The sequence below is a fragment of the Natronocella acetinitrilica genome (assembly GCF_024170285.1).
GTDB lineage: Bacteria > Pseudomonadota > Gammaproteobacteria > Nitrococcales > Aquisalimonadaceae > Natronocella > Natronocella acetinitrilica.
Map to the genome: position 1 here is coordinate 173408 of NZ_JALJXV010000004.1, position 24071 is coordinate 197478.

At 61.5% G+C, this 24071-nt stretch carries 24 protein-coding genes and 1 tRNA gene; 22 read left to right on the top strand and 3 right to left on the bottom strand.

What is annotated here, in order from left to right; all coding sequences use genetic code 11:
- Positions 1-63 precede the first annotated feature (63 nt).
- The 17 genes from serC to J2T57_RS09640 all read left to right on the top strand — a co-directional run bounded on the left by serC (position 64) and on the right by J2T57_RS09640 (position 15609).
- Complete coding sequence (gene serC / locus J2T57_RS09560; RefSeq protein ID WP_253477218.1) at positions 64-1140, top strand: 3-phosphoserine/phosphohydroxythreonine transaminase; 1077 nt, start codon at positions 64-66, stop codon at positions 1138-1140.
- Between the two features lie 24 nt (positions 1141-1164).
- Positions 1165-2334: a phosphoglycerate dehydrogenase gene (locus J2T57_RS09565; protein WP_253477221.1), complete on the top strand. Its 1170-nt coding sequence runs from the start codon at positions 1165-1167 to the stop codon at positions 2332-2334.
- A 57-nt stretch (positions 2335-2391) separates the two neighbouring features.
- Positions 2392-3477 carry a prephenate dehydratase gene (gene pheA / locus J2T57_RS09570; protein WP_253477224.1) on the top strand — a complete coding sequence of 362 codons (1086 nt, stop codon included), beginning with the start codon at positions 2392-2394 and terminating at the stop codon, positions 3475-3477.
- Positions 3477-4373 carry a prephenate dehydrogenase gene (locus J2T57_RS09575; protein WP_253477226.1) on the top strand — a complete coding sequence of 299 codons (897 nt, stop codon included), beginning with the start codon at positions 3477-3479 and terminating at the stop codon, positions 4371-4373. The genes pheA and J2T57_RS09575 overlap by 1 nt, the downstream gene beginning before the upstream one ends.
- Before the next feature lie 13 nt (positions 4374-4386).
- On the top strand, positions 4387-5721 hold the full coding sequence (gene aroA / locus J2T57_RS09580) for a 3-phosphoshikimate 1-carboxyvinyltransferase (RefSeq protein ID WP_253477227.1): 1335 nt from the start codon (positions 4387-4389) through the stop codon (positions 5719-5721).
- Positions 5718-6407 (top strand): (d)CMP kinase, encoded by a 690-nt coding sequence (gene cmk / locus J2T57_RS09585; protein WP_253477228.1) that lies wholly within the window; start codon positions 5718-5720, stop codon positions 6405-6407. The genes aroA and cmk overlap by 4 nt, the downstream gene beginning before the upstream one ends.
- Before the next feature lie 106 nt (positions 6408-6513).
- Entirely contained in the window at positions 6514-8190 is a 1677-nt protein-coding gene (gene rpsA, locus J2T57_RS09590; RefSeq protein WP_253477230.1) for a 30S ribosomal protein S1, read from the top strand.
- Positions 8191-8256: 66 nt separating this feature from the next.
- Positions 8257-8601 (top strand): integration host factor subunit beta, encoded by a 345-nt coding sequence (locus J2T57_RS09595; RefSeq protein ID WP_301289307.1) that lies wholly within the window; start codon positions 8257-8259, stop codon positions 8599-8601.
- A 72-nt stretch (positions 8602-8673) separates the two neighbouring features.
- The gene (locus J2T57_RS09600; protein ID WP_253477234.1) at positions 8674-8967 is read left to right on the top strand and encodes a LapA family protein; all 294 of its coding nucleotides are present in this window, start codon (positions 8674-8676) and stop codon (positions 8965-8967) included.
- A gap of 3 nt (positions 8968-8970) precedes the next feature.
- On the top strand, positions 8971-10140 hold the full coding sequence (lapB, locus tag J2T57_RS09605) for a lipopolysaccharide assembly protein LapB (protein WP_253477236.1): 1170 nt from the start codon (positions 8971-8973) through the stop codon (positions 10138-10140).
- A gap of 5 nt (positions 10141-10145) precedes the next feature.
- Positions 10146-10856 (top strand): orotidine-5'-phosphate decarboxylase, encoded by a 711-nt coding sequence (gene pyrF, locus J2T57_RS09610; protein WP_436262690.1) that lies wholly within the window; start codon positions 10146-10148, stop codon positions 10854-10856.
- Between the two features lie 133 nt (positions 10857-10989).
- Positions 10990-11268, top strand: a complete 279-nt coding sequence (locus J2T57_RS09615) for a ComEA family DNA-binding protein (RefSeq protein ID WP_366519086.1) — start codon at positions 10990-10992, stop codon at positions 11266-11268.
- A 163-nt stretch (positions 11269-11431) separates the two neighbouring features.
- Positions 11432-12274: a diguanylate cyclase gene (locus J2T57_RS09620; RefSeq protein ID WP_253477240.1), complete on the top strand. Its 843-nt coding sequence runs from the start codon at positions 11432-11434 to the stop codon at positions 12272-12274.
- Between the two features lie 58 nt (positions 12275-12332).
- Positions 12333-12905, top strand: coding sequence for a slr1658 family protein (locus tag J2T57_RS09625; RefSeq protein WP_253477241.1), 573 nt, complete (start codon positions 12333-12335; stop codon positions 12903-12905).
- A complete protein-coding gene (locus J2T57_RS09630) occupies positions 12902-13267 on the top strand; it encodes a slr1659 superfamily regulator (RefSeq protein ID WP_253477244.1) in 366 nt (121 codons plus the stop codon). Before J2T57_RS09625 ends, J2T57_RS09630 begins: the two co-directional genes overlap by 4 nt.
- Positions 13268-13273: 6 nt before the next feature.
- Positions 13274-14818, top strand: a complete 1545-nt coding sequence (locus J2T57_RS22410; RefSeq protein WP_253477246.1) for a PP2C family protein-serine/threonine phosphatase — start codon at positions 13274-13276, stop codon at positions 14816-14818.
- 26 nt (positions 14819-14844) lie between these two features.
- Positions 14845-15609 carry a substrate-binding periplasmic protein gene (locus tag J2T57_RS09640; protein WP_253477248.1) on the top strand — a complete coding sequence of 255 codons (765 nt, stop codon included), beginning with the start codon at positions 14845-14847 and terminating at the stop codon, positions 15607-15609.
- Positions 15610-15702: 93 nt separating this feature from the next.
- On the opposite strand, the gene J2T57_RS09645 is transcribed toward J2T57_RS09640, so the two are convergent.
- Positions 15703-15778 (bottom strand) — tRNA-Asn (locus J2T57_RS09645).
- A gap of 48 nt (positions 15779-15826) precedes the next feature.
- Positions 15827-17008: a pyridoxal phosphate-dependent aminotransferase gene (locus tag J2T57_RS09650; RefSeq protein ID WP_253477250.1), complete on the bottom strand. Its 1182-nt coding sequence runs from the start codon at positions 17006-17008 to the stop codon at positions 15827-15829.
- Positions 17009-17160: 152 nt separating this feature from the next.
- Here J2T57_RS09650 and uvrB point away from each other — a divergent pair, with 152 nt between their 5' ends.
- The gene (gene uvrB / locus J2T57_RS09655; protein WP_253477253.1) at positions 17161-19179 is read left to right on the top strand and encodes an excinuclease ABC subunit UvrB; all 2019 of its coding nucleotides are present in this window, start codon (positions 17161-17163) and stop codon (positions 19177-19179) included.
- Between the two features lie 57 nt (positions 19180-19236).
- Here uvrB and J2T57_RS22415 read toward each other — a convergent pair whose 3' ends face one another.
- Entirely contained in the window at positions 19237-19923 is a 687-nt protein-coding gene (locus J2T57_RS22415) for a FadR/GntR family transcriptional regulator (RefSeq protein WP_253477256.1), read from the bottom strand.
- A gap of 175 nt (positions 19924-20098) precedes the next feature.
- On the opposite strand from J2T57_RS22415, the gene J2T57_RS09665 reads away from it, so the two are divergent.
- The 4 genes from J2T57_RS09665 to J2T57_RS09680 all read left to right on the top strand — a co-directional run bounded on the left by J2T57_RS09665 (position 20099) and on the right by J2T57_RS09680 (position 24050).
- Entirely contained in the window at positions 20099-20995 is an 897-nt protein-coding gene (locus tag J2T57_RS09665; protein WP_253477259.1) for a fumarylacetoacetate hydrolase family protein, read from the top strand.
- Positions 20996-21772, top strand: coding sequence for an alpha/beta fold hydrolase (locus tag J2T57_RS09670; protein WP_253477262.1), 777 nt, complete (start codon positions 20996-20998; stop codon positions 21770-21772).
- A gap of 69 nt (positions 21773-21841) precedes the next feature.
- Entirely contained in the window at positions 21842-23128 is a 1287-nt protein-coding gene (locus J2T57_RS09675; RefSeq protein ID WP_253477265.1) for a metal-dependent hydrolase family protein, read from the top strand.
- Between the two features lie 52 nt (positions 23129-23180).
- Positions 23181-24050, top strand: a complete 870-nt coding sequence (locus J2T57_RS09680; RefSeq protein ID WP_253477268.1) for a branched-chain amino acid ABC transporter permease — start codon at positions 23181-23183, stop codon at positions 24048-24050.
- The last annotated feature ends 21 nt before the right edge of the window (positions 24051-24071 follow it).

Consider the following 24071-nt stretch of genomic DNA (forward strand, 5'->3'; position numbering starts at 1 on the left):
CGGCCGCCGCCCTGGTCTGGTATCTCAATGAAAAGTCATCATTTCTTTTAGGAGTTTGTGTCCATGGCACGCGTATACAACTTCAGCGCTGGTCCTGCGGTACTGCCGGAAGCGGTGCTGCGTCAGGCTGCCGACGAGATGCTCGACTGGCAGGGCAGCGGCATGTCGGTCATGGAAATGAGCCATCGCGGCAAGGAATTCGTGTCCATCGCGGCCGCCGCGGAGAAGGATCTGCGGGATCTGCTGCATGTGCCGGACAACTACAGGGTGCTGTTCCTGCAGGGCGGTGCCACGGGCATGTTCTCCGCAATCCCCATGAACCTGCTGCGCGGCCGCAAGGTCGCCGATTACGTCAATACCGGCTCCTGGTCGAAGAAGGCGATCAAGGAGGCGGGCAAGTACTGCGAGGTCAACGTGGCGGCGGCTGCACCGGAGAGCGAACTCACCATTCCGCCGCGGGCCAACTGGAAGCTCTCCGCCGATGCCGCCTACGTTCACTACTGCGCCAACGAGACCATCACTGGCGTGGAGTTCCACGATATTCCCGCTGTCGACGCGCCGCTGGTGGCGGATATGTCGTCAACGATTCTCTCCCGTCCGGTGGAGGTGTCGCGGTTCGGTCTGATCTACGCCGGCGCGCAGAAAAACATCGGTCCGGCGGGTCTTACCCTGGTCATCGTGCGCGACGACCTGATTGGTGAGTGTCTGCCGGTGACGCCGGGAGTCTGGGACTTCCAGGCCCAGGCCGAGGCAGATTCCATGTCCAACACGCCGCCCACCTATTCCTGGTATCTGGCGGGGTTGGTGTTCAAGTGGATCAAGGAGCAGGGCGGGCTTGCCGCCATTGGCGAGTTGAACCAGCGCAAGGCCGGCAAGCTTTATGCGGCCATTGATGCATCGCCGTTCTACTCCAATCCGGTGGATCCCGCCTGCCGGTCCTGGATGAACGTCCCGTTCGTGCTTGCCGACGCCGCCCTGGACGAGCGCTTCCTCGCCGAAGCCAGGCAGGCAGGGCTCACCACACTGAAGGGGCATCGCAGCGTCGGCGGCATGCGTGCAAGCCTCTACAACGCCATGCCGGAAGCAGGCGTCGATGCCCTGATCGAATTCATGGCTGACTTCGAGCGCCGTAACGGCTGATCAGGTCACGCCGAGGAGAAACCGATGTACAAGATACAGACGCTGAACAACATCTCCGTCAAGGGTCTGGACCGGCTGCCCCGCGATCGTTACGAGGTCGCCTCGGAGATCGGCCATCCCGACGCCGTCCTGGTGCGTTCCTTCAAGATGCACGACATGGTTGTACCGGAAACCGTGGTAGCCATTGGGCGGGCTGGAGCCGGGGTGAATAACATTCCTGTTGAAGCCATGAGCCAGCGCGGCGTGGCGGTGTTCAACGCGCCGGGCGCCAACGCCAATGCAGTCAAGGAACTGGTGCTGGCCGGCATGTTCCTCGCGGCCCGCAACATCTGCCAGGCCTGGGACTACACCCGATCGCTGGAGGGCGATGACGCTTCGCTGAACAGCCAGGTGGAGGCCGGCAAGAAACAGTTTGTCGGGTTCGAGCTGCCGGGCCGCACCCTGGGTGTCATCGGCCTCGGCGCTATCGGCGTCAAGGTTGCCAATGCGGCAAGCGCCCTGGGCATGAACGTGGTGGGCTTTGACCCGGGCATCACCGTTGGCCGGGCCTGGGAGCTGGAGAGCGACGTGCGGCAGGCTCATACGGTTGATGAGGTGGTGGGCCAGTCCGATTTCATTAGCGTCCATGTGCCGATCAACGACCACACGCGAAACCTGATCAATGGCGATCGCCTGCGCATGATGCCAGCCGGTGGTGTGGTGCTGAACTTCTCTCGCGCCGGCATCATCGACGATGAGGCCGCGATCGCGGCACTGGATGAAGGGCATCTGAGTGCCTACGTCAACGACTTTCCCACCAATCTGACGCGACAACACCCGCGCTGCATCACACTGCCTCATCTGGGTGCCTCGACTCGTGAGGCAGAAGAGAACTGTGCGGTGCTGGTGGCCGACCAGATCCGGGATTACCTGGAGAATGGCAATGTGCGCAATTCCGTGAACTTCCCGGAAGTGGTCATGCCCCGGGGTGGCAAGGGTGATCGGCTGTCCCTGGTCAACTCCAATGTACCGAACATGCTGGGTCAGATCTCCACGGCGCTGGCCTCTGCGGGCCTCAATATCGACGACATGTACAACAAGTCTCGCGGTGATCTGGCCTACACTCTGGTCGACGTGGAAGGCGAGATTCCCGCTGGCGTCATCGAGGATCTGCGCGGGATCGAGGGTGTTCTGGCGGTGCGTGTCATTCGCTAGGCTTTCTGGTTGAGGCGCACGTGCGCTGATGGTGACGGTGTGGCGGGGCGAAGCGGCATGACGGATCAGGACAAACTCCGGCAGGTTCGGGACCGGATCGATGCGCTGGACACGGATATCCTGCGGCTGGTCAATGAGCGGGGCAGGCTGGCGCAGGACGTGGCGCGTATCAAGCGCGAGGCCGGCGAGCAGGCGGACTTCTACCGCCCGGAGCGAGAGCAACAGGTTCTCCGGCGCCTGCAGGGCCTGAATCAGGGGCCCTTGTCCGACGAGACGGTGACCCGCCTTTTCCGGGAAATCATGTCCGCCTGTCTCGCGCTGCAGCAGCCGCTGCGCATCGGCTTTCTCGGGCCGGAAGGCACCTTCACCCAGGCTGCGGCCATCAAGCAGTTCGGTCACGAGGTGCAGTTACAGCCGCTGGCGTCCATCGATACGGTGTTCAAGGAAGTCGAGTCCGGCGACATGCACTATGGCGTAGTGCCGGTGGAGAATTCCACCGAAGGTGTAGTGAATCACACCCTCGACTGCTTCCTGAACAGTCCGCTGCAGATCGTGGGTGAGGTTGAGTTGCGGATTCAGCATCACCTGGTGAGCCGTGAACCGTCGGCCAAGACCATCAAGCGGGTCTACTCCCACCCCCAGGGTCTCGCCCAGTGCCGTACCTGGCTTGACGTCAACCTGCCCACGGCAGAGCGGGTGACGGTGAGCAGTACCGCCGAGGCCGCAAGGCTCGCTGCGAGCGAGACCAGCGCAGCCGCCATTGCCAGCGAGGCGGCGGCGGAAATGTATGACCTGCACCTGCTCGTGGAAGGCATCGAGGACAACAGCGGCAACACGACCCGCTTCCTCGTGATCGGGCGGCAATCGCCACCGCCCACTGGCGACGACAAGACGTCTCTGGTCGTGTCGCGAATTGATCAACCCGGTGGCCTGGTGCGATTGCTTCAGCCGTTGTCGGATCACGGTATCAACATGACCCGCCTTGATGCCCGCCCATCGAAGCAGGGCGTCTGGGAATACGCGTTCTTCATCGACCTCCTGGGTCACGCCGACGACGACAGGGTACGTGGCGCCCTGGACGCCATGCGCGAACAGGCGTCCCTGTTCCGGGTGCTGGGTTCCTACCCGCGGGTTGCGCGTTGATGGTGGAGCAGGACAACAACCCGCCTGCGGTCAAGCGGCTTGCAGTAATCGGAGTCGGCCTGATCGGCGGCTCGCTGGCGCGGGCGCTGCGGGCGATCGGCCAGGTGGGTGAGGTGGTTGGTTGTGGGCGCAATGTTGCCCACCTGCAGCGCGGCATGGACCTCGGGGTGATCGATACATTTGCAACGGACCCCGTCGAGGCGGTAGCCGGTGCCGACATGGTGCTGGTCGCTGTACCTCTGAGTGCGATGCGCCAGGTGTTCGCGGCCATCGAGCCGGGGCTGGGGCCGGATACGGTCATCTCGGACGTGGGCAGCGCCAAGGTCAGCGTGATCGAAGACGCCAGGGCTGTACTGGGGAGTGCGCTGGACCGCTTTGTGCCCGGGCACCCCATCGCCGGCACGGAGAAGAGCGGCGTCGAGGCCTCGTTCCCCGATCTGTATCGTGGTCGTCGGGTCATACTCACGCCGATGGCGGAGACCCGTCCGGAGGCTCTGCAACTGGTGCGTCGGGTCTGGCGTCTCGCTGGCGCGGAGGTGACTGACATGGCCCCGGAACACCACGACGAGGTTCTGGCCGCCACTTCTCATCTGCCGCACGTACTGGCCTACGGTCTGGTAGATACGCTGTCGCGGTGGTCGGATCGTGACGAGATCTTTCAGTATGCTGCCGGAGGCTTTCGTGATTTCACCAGGATTGCCTCCAGTGATCCTGCCATGTGGCGGGATATCTGCCTTGCCAATCACGATGCGGTGGTGGTCGCGCTGGAGCGTTATTCGGCGGCCCTGGCAACTTTGACGGATGCCGTGCGAGAACGGGATGGTGACCAGTTGATCGCATGTTTCAGCAACGCGCGGGACGCCCGTCAGCGATTCCTCGACATGCTGGAGCGGTAGGAGTGTTGAGCAGGTGAGTGAGAAAAAGTCGCAAAGCCAGACTTTCAGGTTGACGCCCGGCGGACGCCTGCGCGGGCGCTTCCGCGTGCCTGGAGACAAGTCTGTTTCCCATCGGTCGATCATGCTGGGGTCGCTGGCTGAGGGCGAAACCCGCATCAGCGGTTTCCTGGAAGGTGCGGATGCCCTGGCGACGCTGGCCGCCTTCCGGGCCATGGGGGTGAAGATCTCCGGTCCGGATGCCGGTCGCGTGCGCATTGAAGGGGTTGGTATGCGAGGCCTGCAAGCGCCCACCGGCGCGCTGGACCTGGGCAACTCGGGCACTTCGATGCGTTTGCTCTGCGGCCTGCTGGCGGGACAGTCCTTCGACTCCATACTCACAGGTGACACGTCGCTGTCCTCCCGGCCCATGCGGCGGGTAACCGAGCCATTGGCCACCATGGGTGCGCTCATTCACGCTACCGAGGCCGGCACCGCTCCCCTGCTGGTTCATGGTGGGCAGAGCCTGCACGGGATTCGATACGACATGCCAGTGGCCAGTGCGCAGGTGAAGTCGTGTTTGCTGCTGGCCGGCCTGTATGCCGCGGGCGAGACCTGGGTGCGCGAGCCAGCCCCGACCCGCGACCATACAGAGCGCATGCTGGAGGGTTTCGGCTATCCGGTGTTGCGCGATGGCGGCTGGGTTGGCGTGGAGGGCGGTCACGGACTCCAGGCTACCGATATCGACGTGCCGGGTGACATCTCTTCGGCGGCATTCTTTATTGTCGGCGCCTGCATTGCCGAGGACTCCGAGGTCATCCTCGAACATGTCGGCATCAATCCCACGCGCACCGGCGTGCTCGACATACTCTCGCTGATGGGGGCTGACATCGAGATCCGCAATCGCCGCGAGGTTGGCGGCGAGCCGGTGGCGGATCTGCGGGTCAAGTCCAGCCACCTCCGGGGTATCCGCATTCCGGAAAGGCTTGTGCCCCTGGCCATCGACGAATTCCCGGTATTGTTCGTTGCCGCCGCCTGCGCCAGCGGCACCACGATATTGACTGGTGCCGAGGAACTGCGGGTCAAGGAAAGCGATCGCATCGCCGTCATGGCGGACGGTCTACGTACCCTGGGTATCGATGCCGAACCAACGCCGGACGGCATGGTCATCAATGGCGGCCGTCTGCAGGGCGGGGCCGTGCAGAGTCTTGGTGATCACCGAATCGCCATGGCGTTTTCCATGGCGGCGCTGCGCGCCAGTGGAGACATCGACATCGGCGATTGTAACAATGTATCCACCTCGTTTCCGGACTTCCCAAGGCTGGCCCGGGAGTCCGGTCTCGGCATTCACGTGGAGCAGTCACCGGAATGAGTCCAGCGCCGGTGCTTACCGTGGATGGGCCGGGTGGCTCGGGCAAGGGCACGGTCTGTCGATTGGTGCAGGCGCGGACCGGCTGGCATTTGCTGGACAGTGGCGCTATCTATCGTGCGCTGGCGGTTGCCGCCGACCGGCGGGGCCTCTCTGTGGCCGAGGAAGCCGAACTGGTTGATCTGGCCCATGATCTCGCCCTTGAGTTCCGACCCGATGAAGGGGGCGAGCCGCGGGTCTTGCTGGCCGGGGACGACATAACCAGCGCATTGCGGGCAGAACAGACCGGCAACCTTGCCTCGCAACTGGCGGTTGTGCCAGCGGTTCGTCAGGCTTTGCTTGCCCGCCAGCGGGCGTTTCGTGCGCCGCCGGGCCTCATTGCCGACGGCCGTGATATGGGTACGGTGGTTTTCCCCGACGCCACGGTCAAGGTGTTCCTCACCGCCACGGTGGAGGAACGGGCGCGCAGGCGCCATAAGCAGTTGAAGGAACAGGGGGTCGGTGGTAATCTTGCCGATCTTTTAAAAGAGATCTCGGAACGTGATCAGCGCGACAGGTCGCGTTCCGTGGCGCCGTTGATACCCGCAGAGGATGCCGTCGTGCTCGATACGACGGGTGCTTCCATTGAGACGGTGGTCGATCGCGTCATGCGCCTGCTGACGCAGGTGACGTCGCACAATCAGTCCTGAATGCAGGATCCGGGGAAGCCATGGGCCCACAGGCGCATGGCTTTCGAGTATTTAACCAACAACCACAGACAGCGACATTGGGTTGCTGTCCAGGAACGATGAACACATGAGCGAAAGCTTTGCGCAACTGTTTGAAGAGAGCCTGGCCCGCACGGACATGCGCCCCGGCGCGATTGTCACCGGCAGAGTGGTGGCGATCCAGGGCGAACATGTGGTGGTCAATGCCGGCCTGAAGTCAGAGGCCGTTATTCCCGTCAACGAGTTCTTCGGTGAGTCCGGTGAACTCGAAGTCGAGGTCGGCGATGACGTGGAAGTCGCGCTGGATGCCGTTGAAGACGGTTTCGGCGAAACCCGCTTGTCTCGCGAGAAGGCCAAGCGCGCTCATGCCTGGAAGCACCTTGAGACCGCATATGAATCCGGCGACACCGTCAACGGCATCATCAGTGGCAAGGTCAAGGGCGGCTTCACTGTTGATCTGAAGCATATTCGTGCGTTCCTGCCCGGTTCGTTGGTGGATATCCGCCCCGTGCGTGACACCAGCTACCTTGAAGGGCGTGAGCTCGAATTCAAGGTGATCAAGCTCGACGAGCGTCGCAATAACGTCGTGGTGTCCCGTCGAGCGGTGGTCGAAGAAGAGTACAGCGCCGAGCGGGAAGCCCTGCTGGAGCGCTTGCAGGAAGGCCAGGTGCTCAAGGGTATCGTCAAGAACCTCACCGATTACGGTGCGTTCGTGGACCTGGGTGGTATCGACGGTCTGCTGCACATCACCGATATGGCGTGGCGTCGGGTGAAGCATCCCTCCGAAGTGGTGGAAGTCGGCCACGAGATCGAGGTCAAGGTGCTCAAGTTCGACCGCGAGCGCAACCGCGTTTCCCTTGGCCTGAAGCAACTGGGCGAGGATCCGTGGGAGAACATTTCCCGCCGGTATCCGGAGAACACCCGGGTCTTCGGCAAGGTCACCAATATCACCGACTACGGCTGCTTCGTGGAAATCGAAGAGGGCGTGGAAGGTCTGGTGCACGTCTCCGAAATGGACTGGACCAACAAGAACGTCAATCCGGCCAAGCTGGTTGCCGTGGGTGACGAAGTCGAGGTCATGGTCCTGGATATCGACGAGGAGCGTCGTCGCATTTCCCTGGGCATCAAACAGTGCCAGGCGAACCCCTGGGAGTTGTTTGCCACCACGTTCAACAAGGGCGATCGCGTCAGCGGTGCAATCAAGTCCATCACCGACTTCGGCATCTTTGTTGGTCTCGACGGTGGCATCGACGGGCTGGTGCATCTCTCCGACCTGTCCTGGGACGACACTGGCGAGGAGGCCGTGCGCGACTTCAAGAAGGGCGATGAGGTCGAGGCGGTTGTTCTGTCGGTAGACGCCGAACGCGAGCGCATCTCCCTGGGCGTCAAGCAGCTGGAGCAGGATCCCTTCTCGTCCTGGATGGCGGATCATCCCAAGGGCTCCATCGTCACCGGTACTGCCCGTGAGGTCGATGCCAAGCTGGCGGTGATCGATCTTGGTGACGGTATCGATGGCCATCTGCGCGCCGCAGATGTGGCTCGTGAGCGCGTCGACGATGTGCGTCAGCACATCCGCGAAGGTGAAACTGTCGAGGCGAAGTTTGTCGGCGTGGACCGCAAGAACCGCGCGATCAGCCTCTCCATCAAGGCCAAGGATGTGGCGGACGAGGCGAAGGCCGTGCAGGAATATGCGCGTCCCAGCAATGCAGGCACCACTGCTCTTGGCGATCTGCTCAAGGAGCAGATGGACAACAAGAACGACTAGTGGGTGCGTGGCGGGGCCGAGGGGCATCGGCTCCGCCATCTCTCTTCCTTATCGGGTAACGGTGCACTGGCGCGTAAACCACGTCCGTGTGCCCGCAGGCTTCGAGACAACGCGATGACAAAATCCGAGTTGATCGAACTGATTGCGGCCAAACAGCAGCATCTCGCCTACAAGGATGTCGAGTTGGCCGTGAAGACGCTGCTGGAACATATGAGTGAAGCGCTCTCAACCGGGCGGCGCATAGAAATTCGCGGTTTCGGGAGTTTTTCGCTGCATCACCGGCCGCCGCGGATCGGGCGCAATCCGAAGACGGGAGATCCCGTGGCCCTTCCTGGAAAATATGTGCCACACTTCAAACCGGGGAAGCAGCTCAGGATGCGGGTTAACGGTGAAGGCGACGCCGGCTCCTGACAGTTCCGCATTTGCAGCGGCGCGCCTCTCCGGCGCGCCGTTTTCGTCTCTGCAACAAGGACGGAGTGAGTTATGCGCCGCATCCTGTTACTCATAGCCATTCTGGTCGTCATTCTTTTTGGTTTGAGCTTTGCTTTGCTCAACGCCACGCCCACGGAGATGGATTTCTATTTCGGTGCGGTGACTCTTCCATTGTCCCTGCTTCTGGTCATCACCCTGATTGTCGGCGCATTACTGGGCCTGTTTGCGGCCAGTGCCGTGATGGTCGGGCGGCGTCGGGAACTCGGGCGTACACGGCGACAGCTGACTGATGCCGAGAAGGAGCTGCAGGAACTCCGTCGCCTGCCCTTGAAGGATCAGCCCTGAGCCATGGAACCGCTGTTCTGGCTGTTGCTGCCGGTGGCGGCGCTATCCGGGTGGCTGATTGCCCGGCAATCAGGGCCGCGTTCCAGGCGTGCCACGGCGGAGGATCCGCTGCGTGGCCAGTATTTTCAGGGCTTGAACTACCTGCTCAATGAACAGCCTGACAAGGCAATCGAAGTCTTCACCCGCATGGTCGAAGTGGACTCCGATACCGCCGAGACCCATCTGGCCCTGGGCAATCTCTTTCGACGCCGCGGCGAAGTGGAGCGGGCCATCCGGATACACCAGAATCTCATAGCGCGGCCCAGCCTGAGTCGCGATCAGCGTACCTATGCGTTGCTTGCCCTTGGCGAGGATTACCTGCGGGCTGGCTTGCTGGATCGAGCAGAAAACCTCTTCGAGGAAGTGGTTGAGCTCAACGTCCACGTGGAGCTGGCTCTGGGCCATCTGCTGGACATCTACCAGCAGGAGAAGGAGTGGGATAGGGCCATTCAGGCAGCATCCCGTCTCGAGGGGCGCACCGGGCGCCCCATGGCACCGATGATTGCCCAGTTTTACTGCGAGCAGGTTGAGCATGCCATCAAGACCGGGGAGCCGAATCAGGCAAGAAATCTGCTGAAGCGCGCCCTGACCGCCGATCCTGACTGTGTGCGGGCGAGTATCCTGCAGGGTCGACTCGAACAGGGCGTCGGTAACTACAAGCAGGCTTTGCGGGCCTACCAGCGGGTGCGCTATCAGGACGTGGAATACCTGCCGGAAGTGCTCGGCCCCATGGGCGAGTGCTATGCGGCACTGGGGCGGCAGGAGGATTTTGTGTCCTACCTGCAGTCTGTTCAGCACGAGTACGATGGCGTATCGCTCATACTCATGCTCGCCGAGCAGGTTCGCCAGCGGGAAGGGGATGCCGCGGGGATTCGTTACCTGACCGAACAGTTAAGCCGTCGCCCGTCGGTGCGCGGTCTGAACCGGCTGATCGAGCTCAATCTGTCGGCTGATCCGGATGCATCGGGACATGAACTGCATGTGCTGGCCGGGCTGTTCTCGGAGCTGCTGCGTGACAAGCCTGTCTATCGCTGTGGCCGTTGCGGTTTCACCGGGCGCACGCTGCATTGGCACTGCCCGAGTTGCCGAAACTGGGCCAGTGTGAAACCGATCCACGGCGTGGAAGGGGAATAGCGATCATTGCGCATAACGAAACGCCGCCGGTCATTGTGGCGCTGGACTATAGCGAACCCGCACAGGCGCTGACGTTTCTTGGCCAGCTGGACCCCGGCTCCTGTCGCGTCAAGATCGGCAAGGAGCTTTTCTGTGTTGGCGGCCCGGATCTCGTGCGCCGCTGCATCGATTCGGGGTTCGACGTTTTTCTCGACCTCAAATATCACGATATTCCCAATACCGTCGCTGGCGCCTGCCGTGCCGCGGCGCGCCTCGGGGTATGGATGGTGGATGTTCACGCCTGCGGTGGGCGGCGCATGATGGATGCGGCCCGTGACGCCATTCAGGGAACTCCTCGACCACCACTGCTGACGGCCGTGACTGTGCTGACCAGTCATGATCAACAGAGTCTCGCGGAAACCGGTGTGGTGGGGAGCATTGACGAGCAGGTGGAGCGTCTGACCGGCCTCGCTGTCGCATCGGGACTGGACGGCGTGGTCTGCTCGGCCCGGGAGGCGGCGCTCTTGAGAGAGCGTTTCGGTTCGGTGCCGGTGCTGGTGACGCCAGGGATCCGTCCGTCGGGGAGCAGCGCAGATGACCAGACCAGGATAGTTACTCCTGCAGAGGCGCTTGCCGCTGGTGCGAACCATCTCGTCGTCGGCCGGCCCATCACCCGTGCGGCGGATCCGAAGAGCGCGCTCGCCGCCATCGTTGCGGAGCTTCAATCGGCTGCCTGAAAAGCCTGCCTGCTTTTTTTTGACAGTTCCCCGGCTTGTCGTTAGATTTCAGAGACCCGCGCGGAGTCGCGGGCGATGCCGGTGCCATGGAGGTGCCGGCGGCATGGATGTCACAGCCAAAAAGGAGATTCACATGCAACGCATGGCACTTCGTCTTTTCCTCGCCGTCTGTCTGTTTTTCCCGCTCGCCAACGTCGGTCTTGCCGACGGGCCGGAGCCCGTCAACATCAACACCGCCGATGCAGAGACCCTCGCCCAGATGTTGTCTGGTGTGGGTGTCGCCCGTGCCGAGGCCATTGTCGAGTATCGGGATGCCAACGGTGATTTCGCGACAGCCGATGATCTGACCGCGGTTTCGGGCATTGGCCCGGCCACGGTTGATGCCAATCGGCAGCTGATTATCGTGGAATAGGCCTGCCTGTGTGACGTGATGGGCGTTCGCCCTCACGTCACTTGCACAGCGGCAGACTGTGGTGGAGAATCCAGACATCCGAACCCAATTATAATGATCTGGTTGACGGGCAGTCGCGGGTGGGCCGAGGCGCGCTGGTCGACACCAAACCGGCGGCGTACCCATGGATGTCAATGATCCCTACGTCAAAGTGCTCGACATTGAACAGACGCTTGCGGAGCTGAACCACACCGTCGATCAGTTGCGGCAGGAGCGCGATGATCTAGAGATCGCCCTGACAACCGCCGTTGAACATGGCGACGCAATAGAGTCTCAACTTGACCTCGCCAACCGTCAGCTCATGAGCGAAGTTCGTGAGCGGCGCGCCATCGAAAAGCAGCTACGCGACCTGGTCGCGACAATCTCGCAGAAGAGCCGTGATCTCGAGGTCGTCCTGCAGACCATCACCGAGCATTCCGATCAGATGGACCTCCACTGGCTCGGTCGCTACATCGAATCCGAAAACATTGCCCGCAGCGACCCACTTACCGGGCTGGCCAACCGGCGCATGCTTGACGAGACCATGGCCAAGGAATGGTCGCGGGGCCGGCGTCGGCGGCAGTGCATCGGCATGCTGTTGTGCGATGTGGATTTCTTCAAGTCATACAATGACCGGCACGGGCATCAGGCCGGAGACGTCTGTCTGGTCAGGATCGCTGATGCGCTGCGCCAGGAATTGCACCGGGAGGGGGATCTCATAGCCCGGTACGGTGGTGAGGAATTCGTGGTGCTGCTCCCGGATACGGACGCGACTGGCGTGAGACGTGTCGCTGAAAGCATTCAGACAGGCTTCGCGTCGCTGGCAATACCGCATGAGGACTCGCCCTGGGGGCGCATTACCCTGAGCATTGGCGCCGCGGCCATGATGCCGACAAACGACAACGAGTCGGCGCTGTTCGCCGAGGTGGATCGACGCCTCTATGTCGCCAAGCAACAGGGTCGCAACCGCATCGTATCAGCCGATTGATCGCTCCATGACCTGATTTCATGATGGCGTCGCGTGCGACGCCCTGGAGAAGCATTGCATGGTGGAAGACTACGGCGAGATTTACCCGTTGCAGCATGATCGGCAGGCGGAATGCCTGCATCTATCGTTCTGGCCGGGCTCGCTCCCACTCCAGCAGCGCTGGCGCAACAACGGCCTGTCTGCAGATTTTCTCGGAGATTACGTCACCACGTTCTTCCCCCTGGATGACGCCGATCCCGCAACGCGTCGGCGGCAGAATGAAATCCGGGGTGCGGTGGGGTTTATCGCCAACGAATTGCTCGAGAATGCGATGAAATTCCATGATGAGCGCTCGCTGCAGCCCATCACGGTGGACATGAACCTGCAGAAGCAGGTCATCCTGCTCCGTGAGACCAATGCCGCGGCAGCAGCCGAGGTCGAAAGGCTTCGCGGATTTGTGAAGCAGTTGCAGACCAGCGACCCGGGAGAGTTGTACGTTCAACAATTAGAGGAGAACGCACTCTCGGAGAGCACCGCTGGCATGGGGTTTCTGACAATGATCAACGACTATGATGCCGACCTGGCCTGGCGCTTCGAGGCGCTGGCGGATTCCGGCTTCCGCGTCACGACACAGGTAACGATCAGAATATGACGACCAACCCAGTAGCAATGAATATCGTCTCCGGTGAAGGGTATGCGGTCCGGTTGGATCACGAGAACGATTGCGTGCACCTTGCGGGTTCCCTGCGCCTTGACGGGCTGTCGGAGTACGCACCCATCTCCAGTCTGCTCGATCAGGCATTGCACGATCGCTCTGAACTGACGCTTGATCTTCGGGAACTCGAATTTCTCAACAGCTCCGGAATCGCGACACTGTCGAAGTTCGTGATCAGCGCGCGTAATCATCAGGATTGTGCCCTGCGCATACGGGGCTCCAATGAGATCGCCTGGCAGGGCAAGTCTCTCAATAACCTCAAGCGTCTCATGCCGGCGCTTGAACTCACCTTCGACTGATCCCCGGTGTCGGCAGCGCGAGAGAGTGAGTCCATTCCGTTTACTGCCGGGCTCACTTTTCGCCAGGCGGCGGCCACGCTGCTTATCGTTCTGGTCCTTGGCTTGATTGCCGGTGCCATCGAACTGATGACCGACTGGCGCTCCATGCGCGGCGAAATCCGTCAGCAGTCCCACGGAACACTCGAACTGGTGCGGGGCCCGGCCGCCGAGGCCGCCTACCAGTTCAACGATGAGCTTGCAGAGCAGGTGGTGGAAGGGCTGTTTGCCAACCGCCAGATTCAGCGTGTTCTGCTGCTGGATGATTTCGGGGGCGTAATCGCCGAGCGAGATCGCGCTGGTGCCGAGGAACCTGGTCCCCTGGTGACCTGGCTGTTTGGAGACGTGGCGGATTTCAGCATCAACCTCTACCACGGACCGGAGGGGGCCGGTGGCGAGCACGTCGGCACCCTGGGTGTGACGCTGGCGGAAACGGAAATAGCCAGCAGCTTCATGGAGCGGGGCCTGGTCATCGTCGTGGTAGGCCTCGCCAAGGCGTTGATCATTTCGGCACTGGTGGTGCTGATTTTCTACTTCATGATCACCCGTCCGCTGCTCGGGCTGCACAGCGCGATCTCACGGATCGATCCGGCGCGCCCCGGAGCGTGGTCCCGTCCGCGCTTTCGCGGCCACGATCGCGATGAACTCGGCCGCATCGTGGAAAGCCTTGATGCGCTGATGCTGGCCTTCCAGCAAGGCCTGGAGCAGCGCGACAAGGCCCGTGACGAGAACGTCCGCATGGGGGCCGAACTTGACGTTTCCAGGCGCATTCAGCATATCCTCCTGCCCTCGGCGGAAGAGCTGGCGGCCATCTCCACACTGGACATCGCAACCTACATGGAAGCGGCAGATGAGGTGGGTGGAGACTACTACGACATCCTCAGTCATGCCGACGGTGTTCGAATCGGCATCGGTGATGTGACCGGCCATGGCCTTGAGAGTGGGGTGGTCATGCTGATGACCCAGAGCGCCGTGCGCACGATGCTGGCCAGTGGTGAGGCCGACATCGTCCGGGTCATGGCGGTGCTGAACAACATCATTTACAACAACGTGCAACGCATGGGCTCGGGCAAGAACCTCACCCTGGCGCTGCTCGATTATCAGCCGGTTTCCGACCGAGCGCCGGCGCTCAATGGCGAGAGTGGGCGTCTGCGCATCAGCGGCCAGCATGAGACCGTCATCGTCATACGCGCTGATGGCAGTGAACAGGTCATCGACACCGACGAACTGGGTTTCCCGATCGGTCTGGTGGAGGAAATGGCCGAGTTCGTCGGTGAGACCAGCATCACGCTGGGGTCGGGTGATCTGGTTGTGCTGTACACCGACGGCATCACGGAGGCCGCCGACGAAGAAAACAGGCTCTATGGCCAGGAGCAACTGCTCGATGTCGTGCGACGGTGTCATCGGCTTGCAGCGGAAGACATCAAGGAAGCCATCGTCAGCGACGTCAAGCGACATATTGGTGGTCAGGTTCTCTTTGATGACCTGACTCTGGTGATACTCAAACAGCGTTAGTGCGGATAGGCATGGGAGATAGATGGATGCGGGTCTTGAAGTGGTGCGCGCGGGGCGTTGTGGTATGCCTGCTGGGCGGAGTGCTGGGCGCGGCACAGGGTCAAGCCCTGGACGATATCCAGTGGTTGAGCGAAGAGTATGCGCCCTACAACTATGCCGATCCCGAGACGGGCATTCCCACCGGGATATCCGTTGATGTGTTGCAGCGAATCTGGGATCGGCTCGGTGTCGAGCGCCAGGCATCGGACATCACCATCCTGCCCTGGGCGCGGGGCTACCGCATCGCCCAGGATGACCCCAATACCTGCCTGTTCGCCACCACGGTAACCGAGCCGCGACAGGAACTCTTCAATTTCGTCGAGCCGCTGGTGGATGTCAGCATTGTCGTGGTGGGCGCCCGTGATGGCGCGCCGGCGATCAATAGCGTGGACGACCTGGCGCCCTACCGCATCGGTGTCGTGCGCGACGATATCGGCGACCAGCTGCTGGTGCAGCAGGGGGCCGAGAGTACGATCATCCGCACGGATTCCGCCCGCATCATGGTGCGTATGTTGCGCGGGCAGCGGTTTGATTTCATCGCCTATGACGCCCATACCGCCCGTTGGACGATGCAGCAGGAAGACATCGATGCCAGCGAATACGCTGACGTCTACGTGCTGGACGAAGCGGTGATGGGCTATGCCTGCAACAAGGCGGTGCCCCAGGAGCACATCGACGCCATGCAGTCGGTCCTTGATGAGTTGATTGCCGACGGCACGGTTGCCAGGATCATTTCCGAATACCGGCAATAGGAAGGTGGGGCTGGAGTGGGTCGGGCCGAGGGGTGTAAGTCATACTCCTGCCGATAAAAAAGCCCAGAAAGTGTCTGGGCTTTTTCACTAAACTGGCTCCCCGGGACGGGCTCGAACCGCCGACCCAGTGATTAACAGTCACTTGCTCTACCAACTGAGCTACCGGGGATTGGGAACGCCCGACATTCTACAGATCGCCGCGATGGCGTCAACTGAATCAGGCTAGTGCCGCGTGCAGGCGCTGCATCGCCTTTTCCAGGGTGCACATGCTGGTCGCGAAGGACACCCGCAGGTGTCCACCCATCCCGAAGGCGCTCCCCGGCACCAGGGCAACCTGCGCCTCGTTGATCAGGTACTCTGCCAGTGCAACGTCATCAGCCAGGCCTAGCTTGCGAATGGCTCCCTCGACATTGGGGAAACTATAAAAGGTCCCAAGCCCCGCCAGGGCATCCACACCGGGCATGGCATTCAGGGCGGCTACCACGTAGTCATGTCGTTCGCGGTAGGCCTCACGCATAGGGCCAATGCAGGATTGATCGCCCTGCAGGGCTGCGGTGGCGGCGGTCTGGGCAATGGTGCAGGGGTTTGACGTGCTCTGCGACTGCACTTTTTTCATTGCGCTGATGATGGCCTCCGGCCCCGCGGCGTAGCCAATGCGCCAACCGGTCATGGCGTAGCCCTTGGAAACACCATTCACAACCATCGTGCGGTCGCGCAGGGAAGGGCAGGCATTGACGAGATTGCTGAAGGGCTCATCCGCCCAGATGATGTGCTCATAGATGTCATCGGTCATCACCAGTACGCGCGGATAGGCCTGTAACACCTCGCCCAGGGCCAGTAGATCGGCCTTGGTGTAGACCGTCCCGGTGGGGTTACAGGGGCTGTTGATCATCAGCAGTTTGCTGCGATCGGTGAGCGCTGCATCGAGCTGATCCGGCGTCATCTTGAAACGGTTGTGCTGGTGGGTTTCAACAATCACCGGCACAGCGTCGAACAGCTTGGTCATGTCCGGATAGGACACCCAGTAAGGTGCCGGGATCACCACTTCGTCGCCGTCGTCGAGCACGGCGGCCATGAGGTTGTAGATGCTGTGCTTGGCACCAGCGGAGACGAGAATCTCCCGCGCCGTATAGTCCAGATCGTTATCGCGGCGCAGTTTGGCGATGATCGCCTGCTTCAGATCAGGCGTGCCGTCCACGGCTGTGTACTTGGTGTGTCCGGCGCGGATGGCGTCGATGCCGGCCTGCTTGATGTGCGCCGGTGTATCGAAATCCGGCTCGCCGGCACTCAGTCCGATGATATCCTTACCGGCTGCGCGCATTTCGGCGGCGCGGGCCGTGACGGCGATGGTAGGAGAAGGCTTCACGCGTTGAACCCGTTTCGACAGCGGACTGTCCAAGTGCACCTCCCGGATAGGTTCGTCAGCCGCCCGTATCTGGCCAGGCGGCGCGTCGAGTCATGGTTTTCGTGGTGATTCAGCATACCCCAGGGGTCACGGCCGGGGCACGCATGGCAAATGGCGGTGAGTTGGTTTCCGCCGCAAGGTGAGCAATGAGCAAGCGATTCGAAATGGCGTCGAACTATGAGCCGGCTGGTGATCAGCCCAAGGCCATTGCCGGCCTGATCGATGGGTTGGAAGGCGGACACCGATGCCAGACACTGCTCGGGGTGACCGGTTCCGGCAAGACTTTCACCATGGCCAATATCATTCAGCGGCAACAGCGGCCCGCTCTGGTGCTGGCGCCCAACAAGACGCTGGCCGCGCAGCTCTACGGCGAAATGCGTGAGTTCTTCCCGCGCAACGCGGTGGAGTATTTCGTTTCGTACTACGACTATTACCAGCCCGAAGCGTATGTGCCGGCATCCGACACCTTCATCGAGAAAGACGCGTCGGTGAACGAGCACATCGAGCAAATGCGCCTGTCCGCCACCAAGGCCATCATCGAGCGGCCCGATACCATCATCGTGGCGTCTGTCTCGTCGATCTACGGTCTGGGTGACCCCAAGTCCTACCTGTCCATGGTGTTGCACCTGGTGCGTGGGGATGTGGTGGATCAGCGGCAGATTCTGCGCAGGCTGGCCGAGTTGCAATACACCCGCAATGACATGGAACTCAAGCGCGGTACCTACCGGGTCCGCGGCGAGGTAATCGACGTCTTCCCTGCGGAATCCGACGAGCAGGCCGTGCGTATCGAGCTGTTCGATGATGAAATCGAGGCGCTGAGCTGGTTCGATCCGCTGACCGGTGAGGTGGATCGCAAGGTGCCCCGGTTGACCATCTACCCCAAGACGCACTACGTGACCCCGCGGCGAACCATTGTCGACGCCATCGAGCAGATCAAGGACGAATTGCGTGAACGGCTTGAGGAACTGCGTTCAAACGATCGCCTGCTGGAGGCGCAGCGGCTTGAGCAGCGCACCCGCTTTGACATCGAGATGATGCAGGAGCTTGGCTACTGCAACGGCATCGAGAACTATTCCCGCTATTTGTCCGGCCGCAAGCCGGGGGAGCCGCCACCGACGCTGTTCGACTACCTGCCCAGCGACTGCCTGCTGTTCATCGACGAATCCCACGTCACGGTGCCACAAATTGGCGGGATGTTCCGCGGCGACCGGGCACGCAAGACAACGCTGGTGGAATACGGCTTTCGCCTGCCGTCGGCACTGGACAATCGTCCGCTGCGCTTCGACGAGTGGGAGGCCATCGCGCCGCAGATGGTATTTGTGTCGGCGACTCCGGGCCCCTACGAGAAGGAGAATGCCGCTGCGGTGGTGGAGCAGGTGGTTCGTCCCACCGGACTGATCGATCCGGAGGTGGAACTGCGACCGGCAACCACCCAGGTGGATGACCTGCTCTCGGAGGTCAACGATCGCGTGGGGCGCAACGAGCGCGTTCTGGTCACCACGCTGACCAAGCGCATGGCCGAGGATCTGACGGAGTATCTGTCGGAGAACGGCTGCCGCGTGCGCTATCTGCACTCAGACATCGATACCGTTGAGCGCATGGAGATCATTCGGGACCTCAGGTTGGGAGAGTTCGACGTGCTGGTTGGCATCAACCTGCTGCGGGAGGGCTTGGACCTCCCCGAGGTGTCGCTGGTAGCGATTCTCGATGCCGACAAGGAGGGCTTCCTGCGCTCGGACCGTTCGCTGATACAGACCATCGGCCGTGCCGCGCGCAACCTGCGGGGCAAGGCGATCCTCTACGCGGACAAGGTCACCGACTCAATGCAGCGGGCCATGGATGAAACCACCCGCCGCCGTGACAAGCAGATTGCCTTCAACACCGAGCACGGCATCACGCCCAAGGGAATCAGCAAGGCTGTCGCCGATGTCATGGAGCGCGACGGGGGCATGGCCAGGGGAGGCAAGAAGCGCCGGGTGGCGGATGAAGCAGGTGCCTACCGCGGCATGACCCCGGCGCAGGCGGTGAAGCAGATCAAGCAGCTTGAGCAACGCATGTACGAACACGCCCGAAACCTGGAGTTCGAAGAAGCCGGCCGCCTGCGTGACGAGATCCGCCGTCTCGAACACCATGCGCTGGAAAGGCCGGATGTGGCTACCGGGTAGCCGAGTTCAAGGGGCAACAGGAAAGCACGCCGCCGGCCTCGGGTTGCGTCGCACTTTTCAGATCGCGCCCATCAGGTTATCCCGGACCATTCCCAGGTGCTCGGCCATGCAGCGTCGGGCACGGTCCGGGTCGCGTTCCCGCAGTGCCGAGACGATGGCACTGTGCTGCCGGTCATAGATGCGGCGGGTATCTGGATTCACCGTTCGTTTCTTGAGGGCATACCACTCCGGTTCGTTCCGAATCGCGTTGATCGCCTGACAGTAATCGATCAGCACGGAATTCCGGGTTGCCTTGAACACCAGCAGGTGCAATTGGGCGTCCCAGTGCTCGAACTCGGCGAGGCTCTTTGCAATCAGGCTGCTGGTTAGCGCCGAGTCGATGGCTTTGAGGTCTTCCGCAGACGCACGGCTTGCCGCCATCGCTGCGGCCTGAGGCTCGATAATGAGTCGTACCTCCATCAGCTCCGCCGGACTCGCGTGACGCATCTTGCTGGGCAGCGTCGAATTGGCGATCGCGCCGTTTGCCTTCACGAAGGTACCGGAGCCAATTCGTCGCGTGACTTCACCGCTCGATTCAAGATGCGCAAGCGCCTTTCTCAGGGTGTTCCTTGCCACCCCTAACTCGGAGGAGAGCACGCGCTCTGGGGGCAGCTGCTGGCCCTCTCCAAGCAGGCCGGATCGTATCCGACGCTGCAATTCCTCAACCGCACGCTGTGCGGCCTTACCAATATCTGGCTCACTCACTGACTATACCTATGGTGCACAGCAGCAGATGGTGCCGCTGATAGTTCAGGGTAATCCCTCGGATAGATGCCTCTTGACGCCCGTCCTGTCATCGCCTAGTTTTATTAAAAATAAAACAAAAGGATCAATGGTTCAACATTGGTTCAAAAATAATAAATGATCGCGAGGAGAATACATGAAGTTTATTGCCTACGCCCAAGGCGGGTGTTGTAGCGTCGGAGAGTTGTCGCCGGCAGGTGATGCCATTTATCCGATTCGGGTTGATTCTGAGGCGGTTGGCGTTCTTCCGCTGGTTATCGCTGCCGCCGATGGGGGGCGTCTTCCCCAGGGTGACCGGTCTGCCTCAATCCCCCTCGACGATGTTTCCGTGCGTGCCCCGATACCGCGGCCGCGACGGAACATCTTCTGCGTCGGCAAGAATTACTTTGATCACGCCCACGAGTTCGCAAGAAGCGGCTTCGATTCAAGCGCCGCCGCCGGCGCGGTCCCCGGATCGCCGATCATTTTCTCGAAAGTCCCAGAGTGCGTCATCGCTGACGGCGAAGACGTGGTCATCGATCCAGCGGTGACTGCGGCTGTGGATTACGAAGCCGAACTGGCAGTGATCATCGGCCGGGGCGGGCGAGGCATCAGCAAGGCGTCAGCCATGGATCATGTCTGGGGCTACACCATCGTGAACGATGTGACAGCGCGGGACTTGCAGGGACGGCACAAGCAGTGGCTGATCGGCAAGTCTCTGGATACGTTCTGCCCCATGGGCCCCGTTGCCGTGACGGCCGACGAACTGGATCTGCAACAGACCGGCGTGCGCTGCTACGTCAATGGCGAGCTACGACAGAATGCGATGGTCTCCCAACTGATTTTCGACATACCCACTCTCATAGAAACGCTCTCGTCGGGCATCACCCTTTATCCGGGTGATGTGATCGCCACGGGTACACCGGCGGGGGTTGGTATTGGCTTCGATCCGCCGAGGTACTTGCAGGTCGGCGACGAGGTGACGGTGGAAATCGACGGTATTGGTCGTCTGCATAATCGTTTCGCGGCAATCGATCGGCATCAGGAGGGTTGAATGACTACGCAGCTGATCGAGCGCATGGCGGTGGAGCTAGATGGCGAGGGCACGGCAGTCGTCATGCTCCACGGTTTGGGTGGCACCTCCAATACATTTACACCGCAGATGCCTGTGCTTCGCTCCGGATATCGCGTGGTTCGGCCGGATCTGCCCGGAGCCGGGCGCAGCCGTGCACCGGACCGATCCAGCATCGGAGATCTGGTCCAGGCGGTATTGCGCATGTGCAATGTGCTGGGTGTCGAAAAGGCGCATTTCGTTGGCCACTCCATGGGGACCATTGTCTGTCAGCACCTGGCAGTGGAGCGGCCGTCTCTGGTGAAGAGCCTGAGCCTGTTCGGCGCCTTGATGGAGCCGCCGGAGCAGGCCCGCCCGGCCTTGAAGGATAGGGCAACCAAGGCGCGGGAAGACGGTATGGCGGACATTGCCGATGCCATCGTGCAGGCAGCGACCTCGTCGGAGACCAAGGAGCGCAATCCGCTTGCCATCGCCATGGTTCGGGAGTCGCTGATGCGTCAGTCGCCAGAGGGCTATGCAGTGAATTGCGAGGCCCTGTCCGACGCTCGGGCGGCGGATATCGGCCGGATCGGCTGTCCGGTGCTCCTGGTGACCGGTGAGGAGGACGGTGTAGGGCCGCCTTCCGTATCCCGACAGATGGCGGAAAAGCTTGAGAACGGCCGCTCGGTGATTTTGCCCCGCTGCGGTCACTGGACCACGTTTGAGCGCTTCGAGGAGGTCAATCGAGAGTTGCGGAGCTTCCTGGCTTCCGTGCGCTAAATCGGGTTCCCGCGACGGGAGCCGGGCGAACAAGCCAGTTCAATGGCAGGACCGGGTTTGGAGGAGAGTATGGGCAACTATCTATTTACCAATGTGCGCATTTTCGACGGCACGGGCGAACAGCCGTATACCGGTGAAGTGCTGGTCCAGGGAAACCGGATCAAACAGGTTGGCCGCGGAGCAAGCCGTACGGGGTCGAGCAACGGACACATGACAATCGATGGTGCCGGCGCAACCCTGATGCCCGGCATGACCGAGGCGCATGTACACCTGTCATGGAACGATCAGCCATCGCTTGAAGCGATACAGATGATGCCGCCGGAGGAACACACGCTGTTCGCGGCGGATATGGCCAAGCGCTACATCGATATGGGCTGGACCTCCTGCATGGGTGCGGCTTCGGCCAAGGCCCGTCTGGACGTCGTCATTCGCAATGCCATCAATTCCGGTCAGATTCCGGGGCCGCGGTACAGTGCCGCCAGCCAGGAAATTACCACCACCGGCGGTCTTGGCGACACGTCGCCACCCCACATCGACATTCCCGACATGTCCTTCGGCTGCATCGTCTCCGGGGTCGAGGAGATGCGCCGCGCTGTCCGCATGTTCATCAAGTACGGTTGCGACACCATCAAGCTGAATCTCTCCGGTGAGGAAATCGCCGGTGTACCGGCGGAAGAGACGCCAATGACCGACGAGGAGGTTACGGTTGCCGTCTCCGAGGCCAAGCGTCGTGGCTTGCGCGTGGCGGCCCATGCCCGGTCCAACGAATCCATCAAGATGTGCGTCCGCCATGGTATCGAGATCATCTATCACGCCTCGTTCGCCGACGAGGAGACCCTTGACCTTCTCGAAGCCAACAAGGACAAGCATTTCGTTGCGCCGGGGTTGGCCTGGCTCATCAAGACGGCAACCGAGGCGGGGGACTATGGCGTCGCGCCGGATTCGCCCATGGGGATGATGTACGCCCGTGAGGCGGAAATGGCCATCGACTGCATGCGCAAGATGCATCGCCGAGGCATTCGCGTGTTGCCCGGTGGCGATTACGGGTTCGCCTGGATTCCCCACGGTACCAATGCCAAGGATCTCGAGTACTTCGTTGACCGGATCGGGATGTCTCCCATGGAGGCGTTGCTCTCCGCCACCAAGCTGGGCGGTCAGATCATGGGCCGTCCGAATGAACTGGGGCAGATCAAGGAAGGCTACCTGGCCGACATGATCCTGGTGGACGGAGACCCCCTGTCCAATATCCGCGTGCTACAGGAAAAGAAGCGAATTCTGGCGGTCATGAAGGATGGCACGTTCCATCGCGCACCTGAGGGCACGGCGCAGAGGCAGGGGATGCGGTGGACCGGCTAGGGGTCGGTACGCGCTCTGGGCCGAACAATAACAAGCCAAGAGAGGGTGGTGGATGACGCTTTTCCTGATCACGCTGCTGAATGGGTTAACGCTGGCCGGGCTGTATTTTCTCGTTGCCAGTGGGTTCTCCCTTGTGTTCGGTCTGATGCGCAACATCAACCTGGCTCACGGTTCCCTGTATCTCCTCGGCGGCTACGTGGGCTTCTCCACCTACGACACCTTCGATTCCTGGGAGTTGGCGGTGCTCGCCGGATTCTCGTCCATGGCTGTGATGGGCGTCCTGCTGCAGTTGCTCATCTTCCGCTTCATGGAAGGCCAGGAGTTGCGGCAGACACTTGTCACCATCGCCATCTCCATCATTGCCGCAGACCTCATGCTGGCCTACTGGGGGGCTGTCGCCTACCAGTTCACCGTGCCGGATTGGCTGTTCGGGGCAACGCAGATCCCAGGGGTGGGATTCTTCTACCCCACCTATCGATTGTTCGTGCTGGCCGCGGCGGTGGTGATCGGCATCGCCCTTTGGCTATTCCTGAACAAGACCCGTATGGGACTGACGATCAGGGCCGGTGTTGACGACAAGGGCATGCTCGCTGCGTCCGGTGTCAACGTGCAACTCGTATTTTGCGTGACCTTCGCCATCGGCGCGGGTCTGGCGGGGTTGGCCGGTGTGCTGGGGGGTACGTACCTCTCACTCTCACCCGGGGAAGACATGCGTTTCCTGCTCGCCTCGCTGATCGTGGTGATCGTCGGCGGGATGGGCAGCATTACCGGGGCGGCAATTGGCGCTTTGCTGATCGGGTTGACCGAGCAGTTCGGGCTGGCTTACTCGCCGACCTATGCCCCCGTTTATACGTTGCTGATCATGGTCATCGTGCTGGCGGTGCGGCCGCAGGGAATCATGGGCAAGGCAGCTCAATCCTAGACAAGAGCGGGACTAGACAGA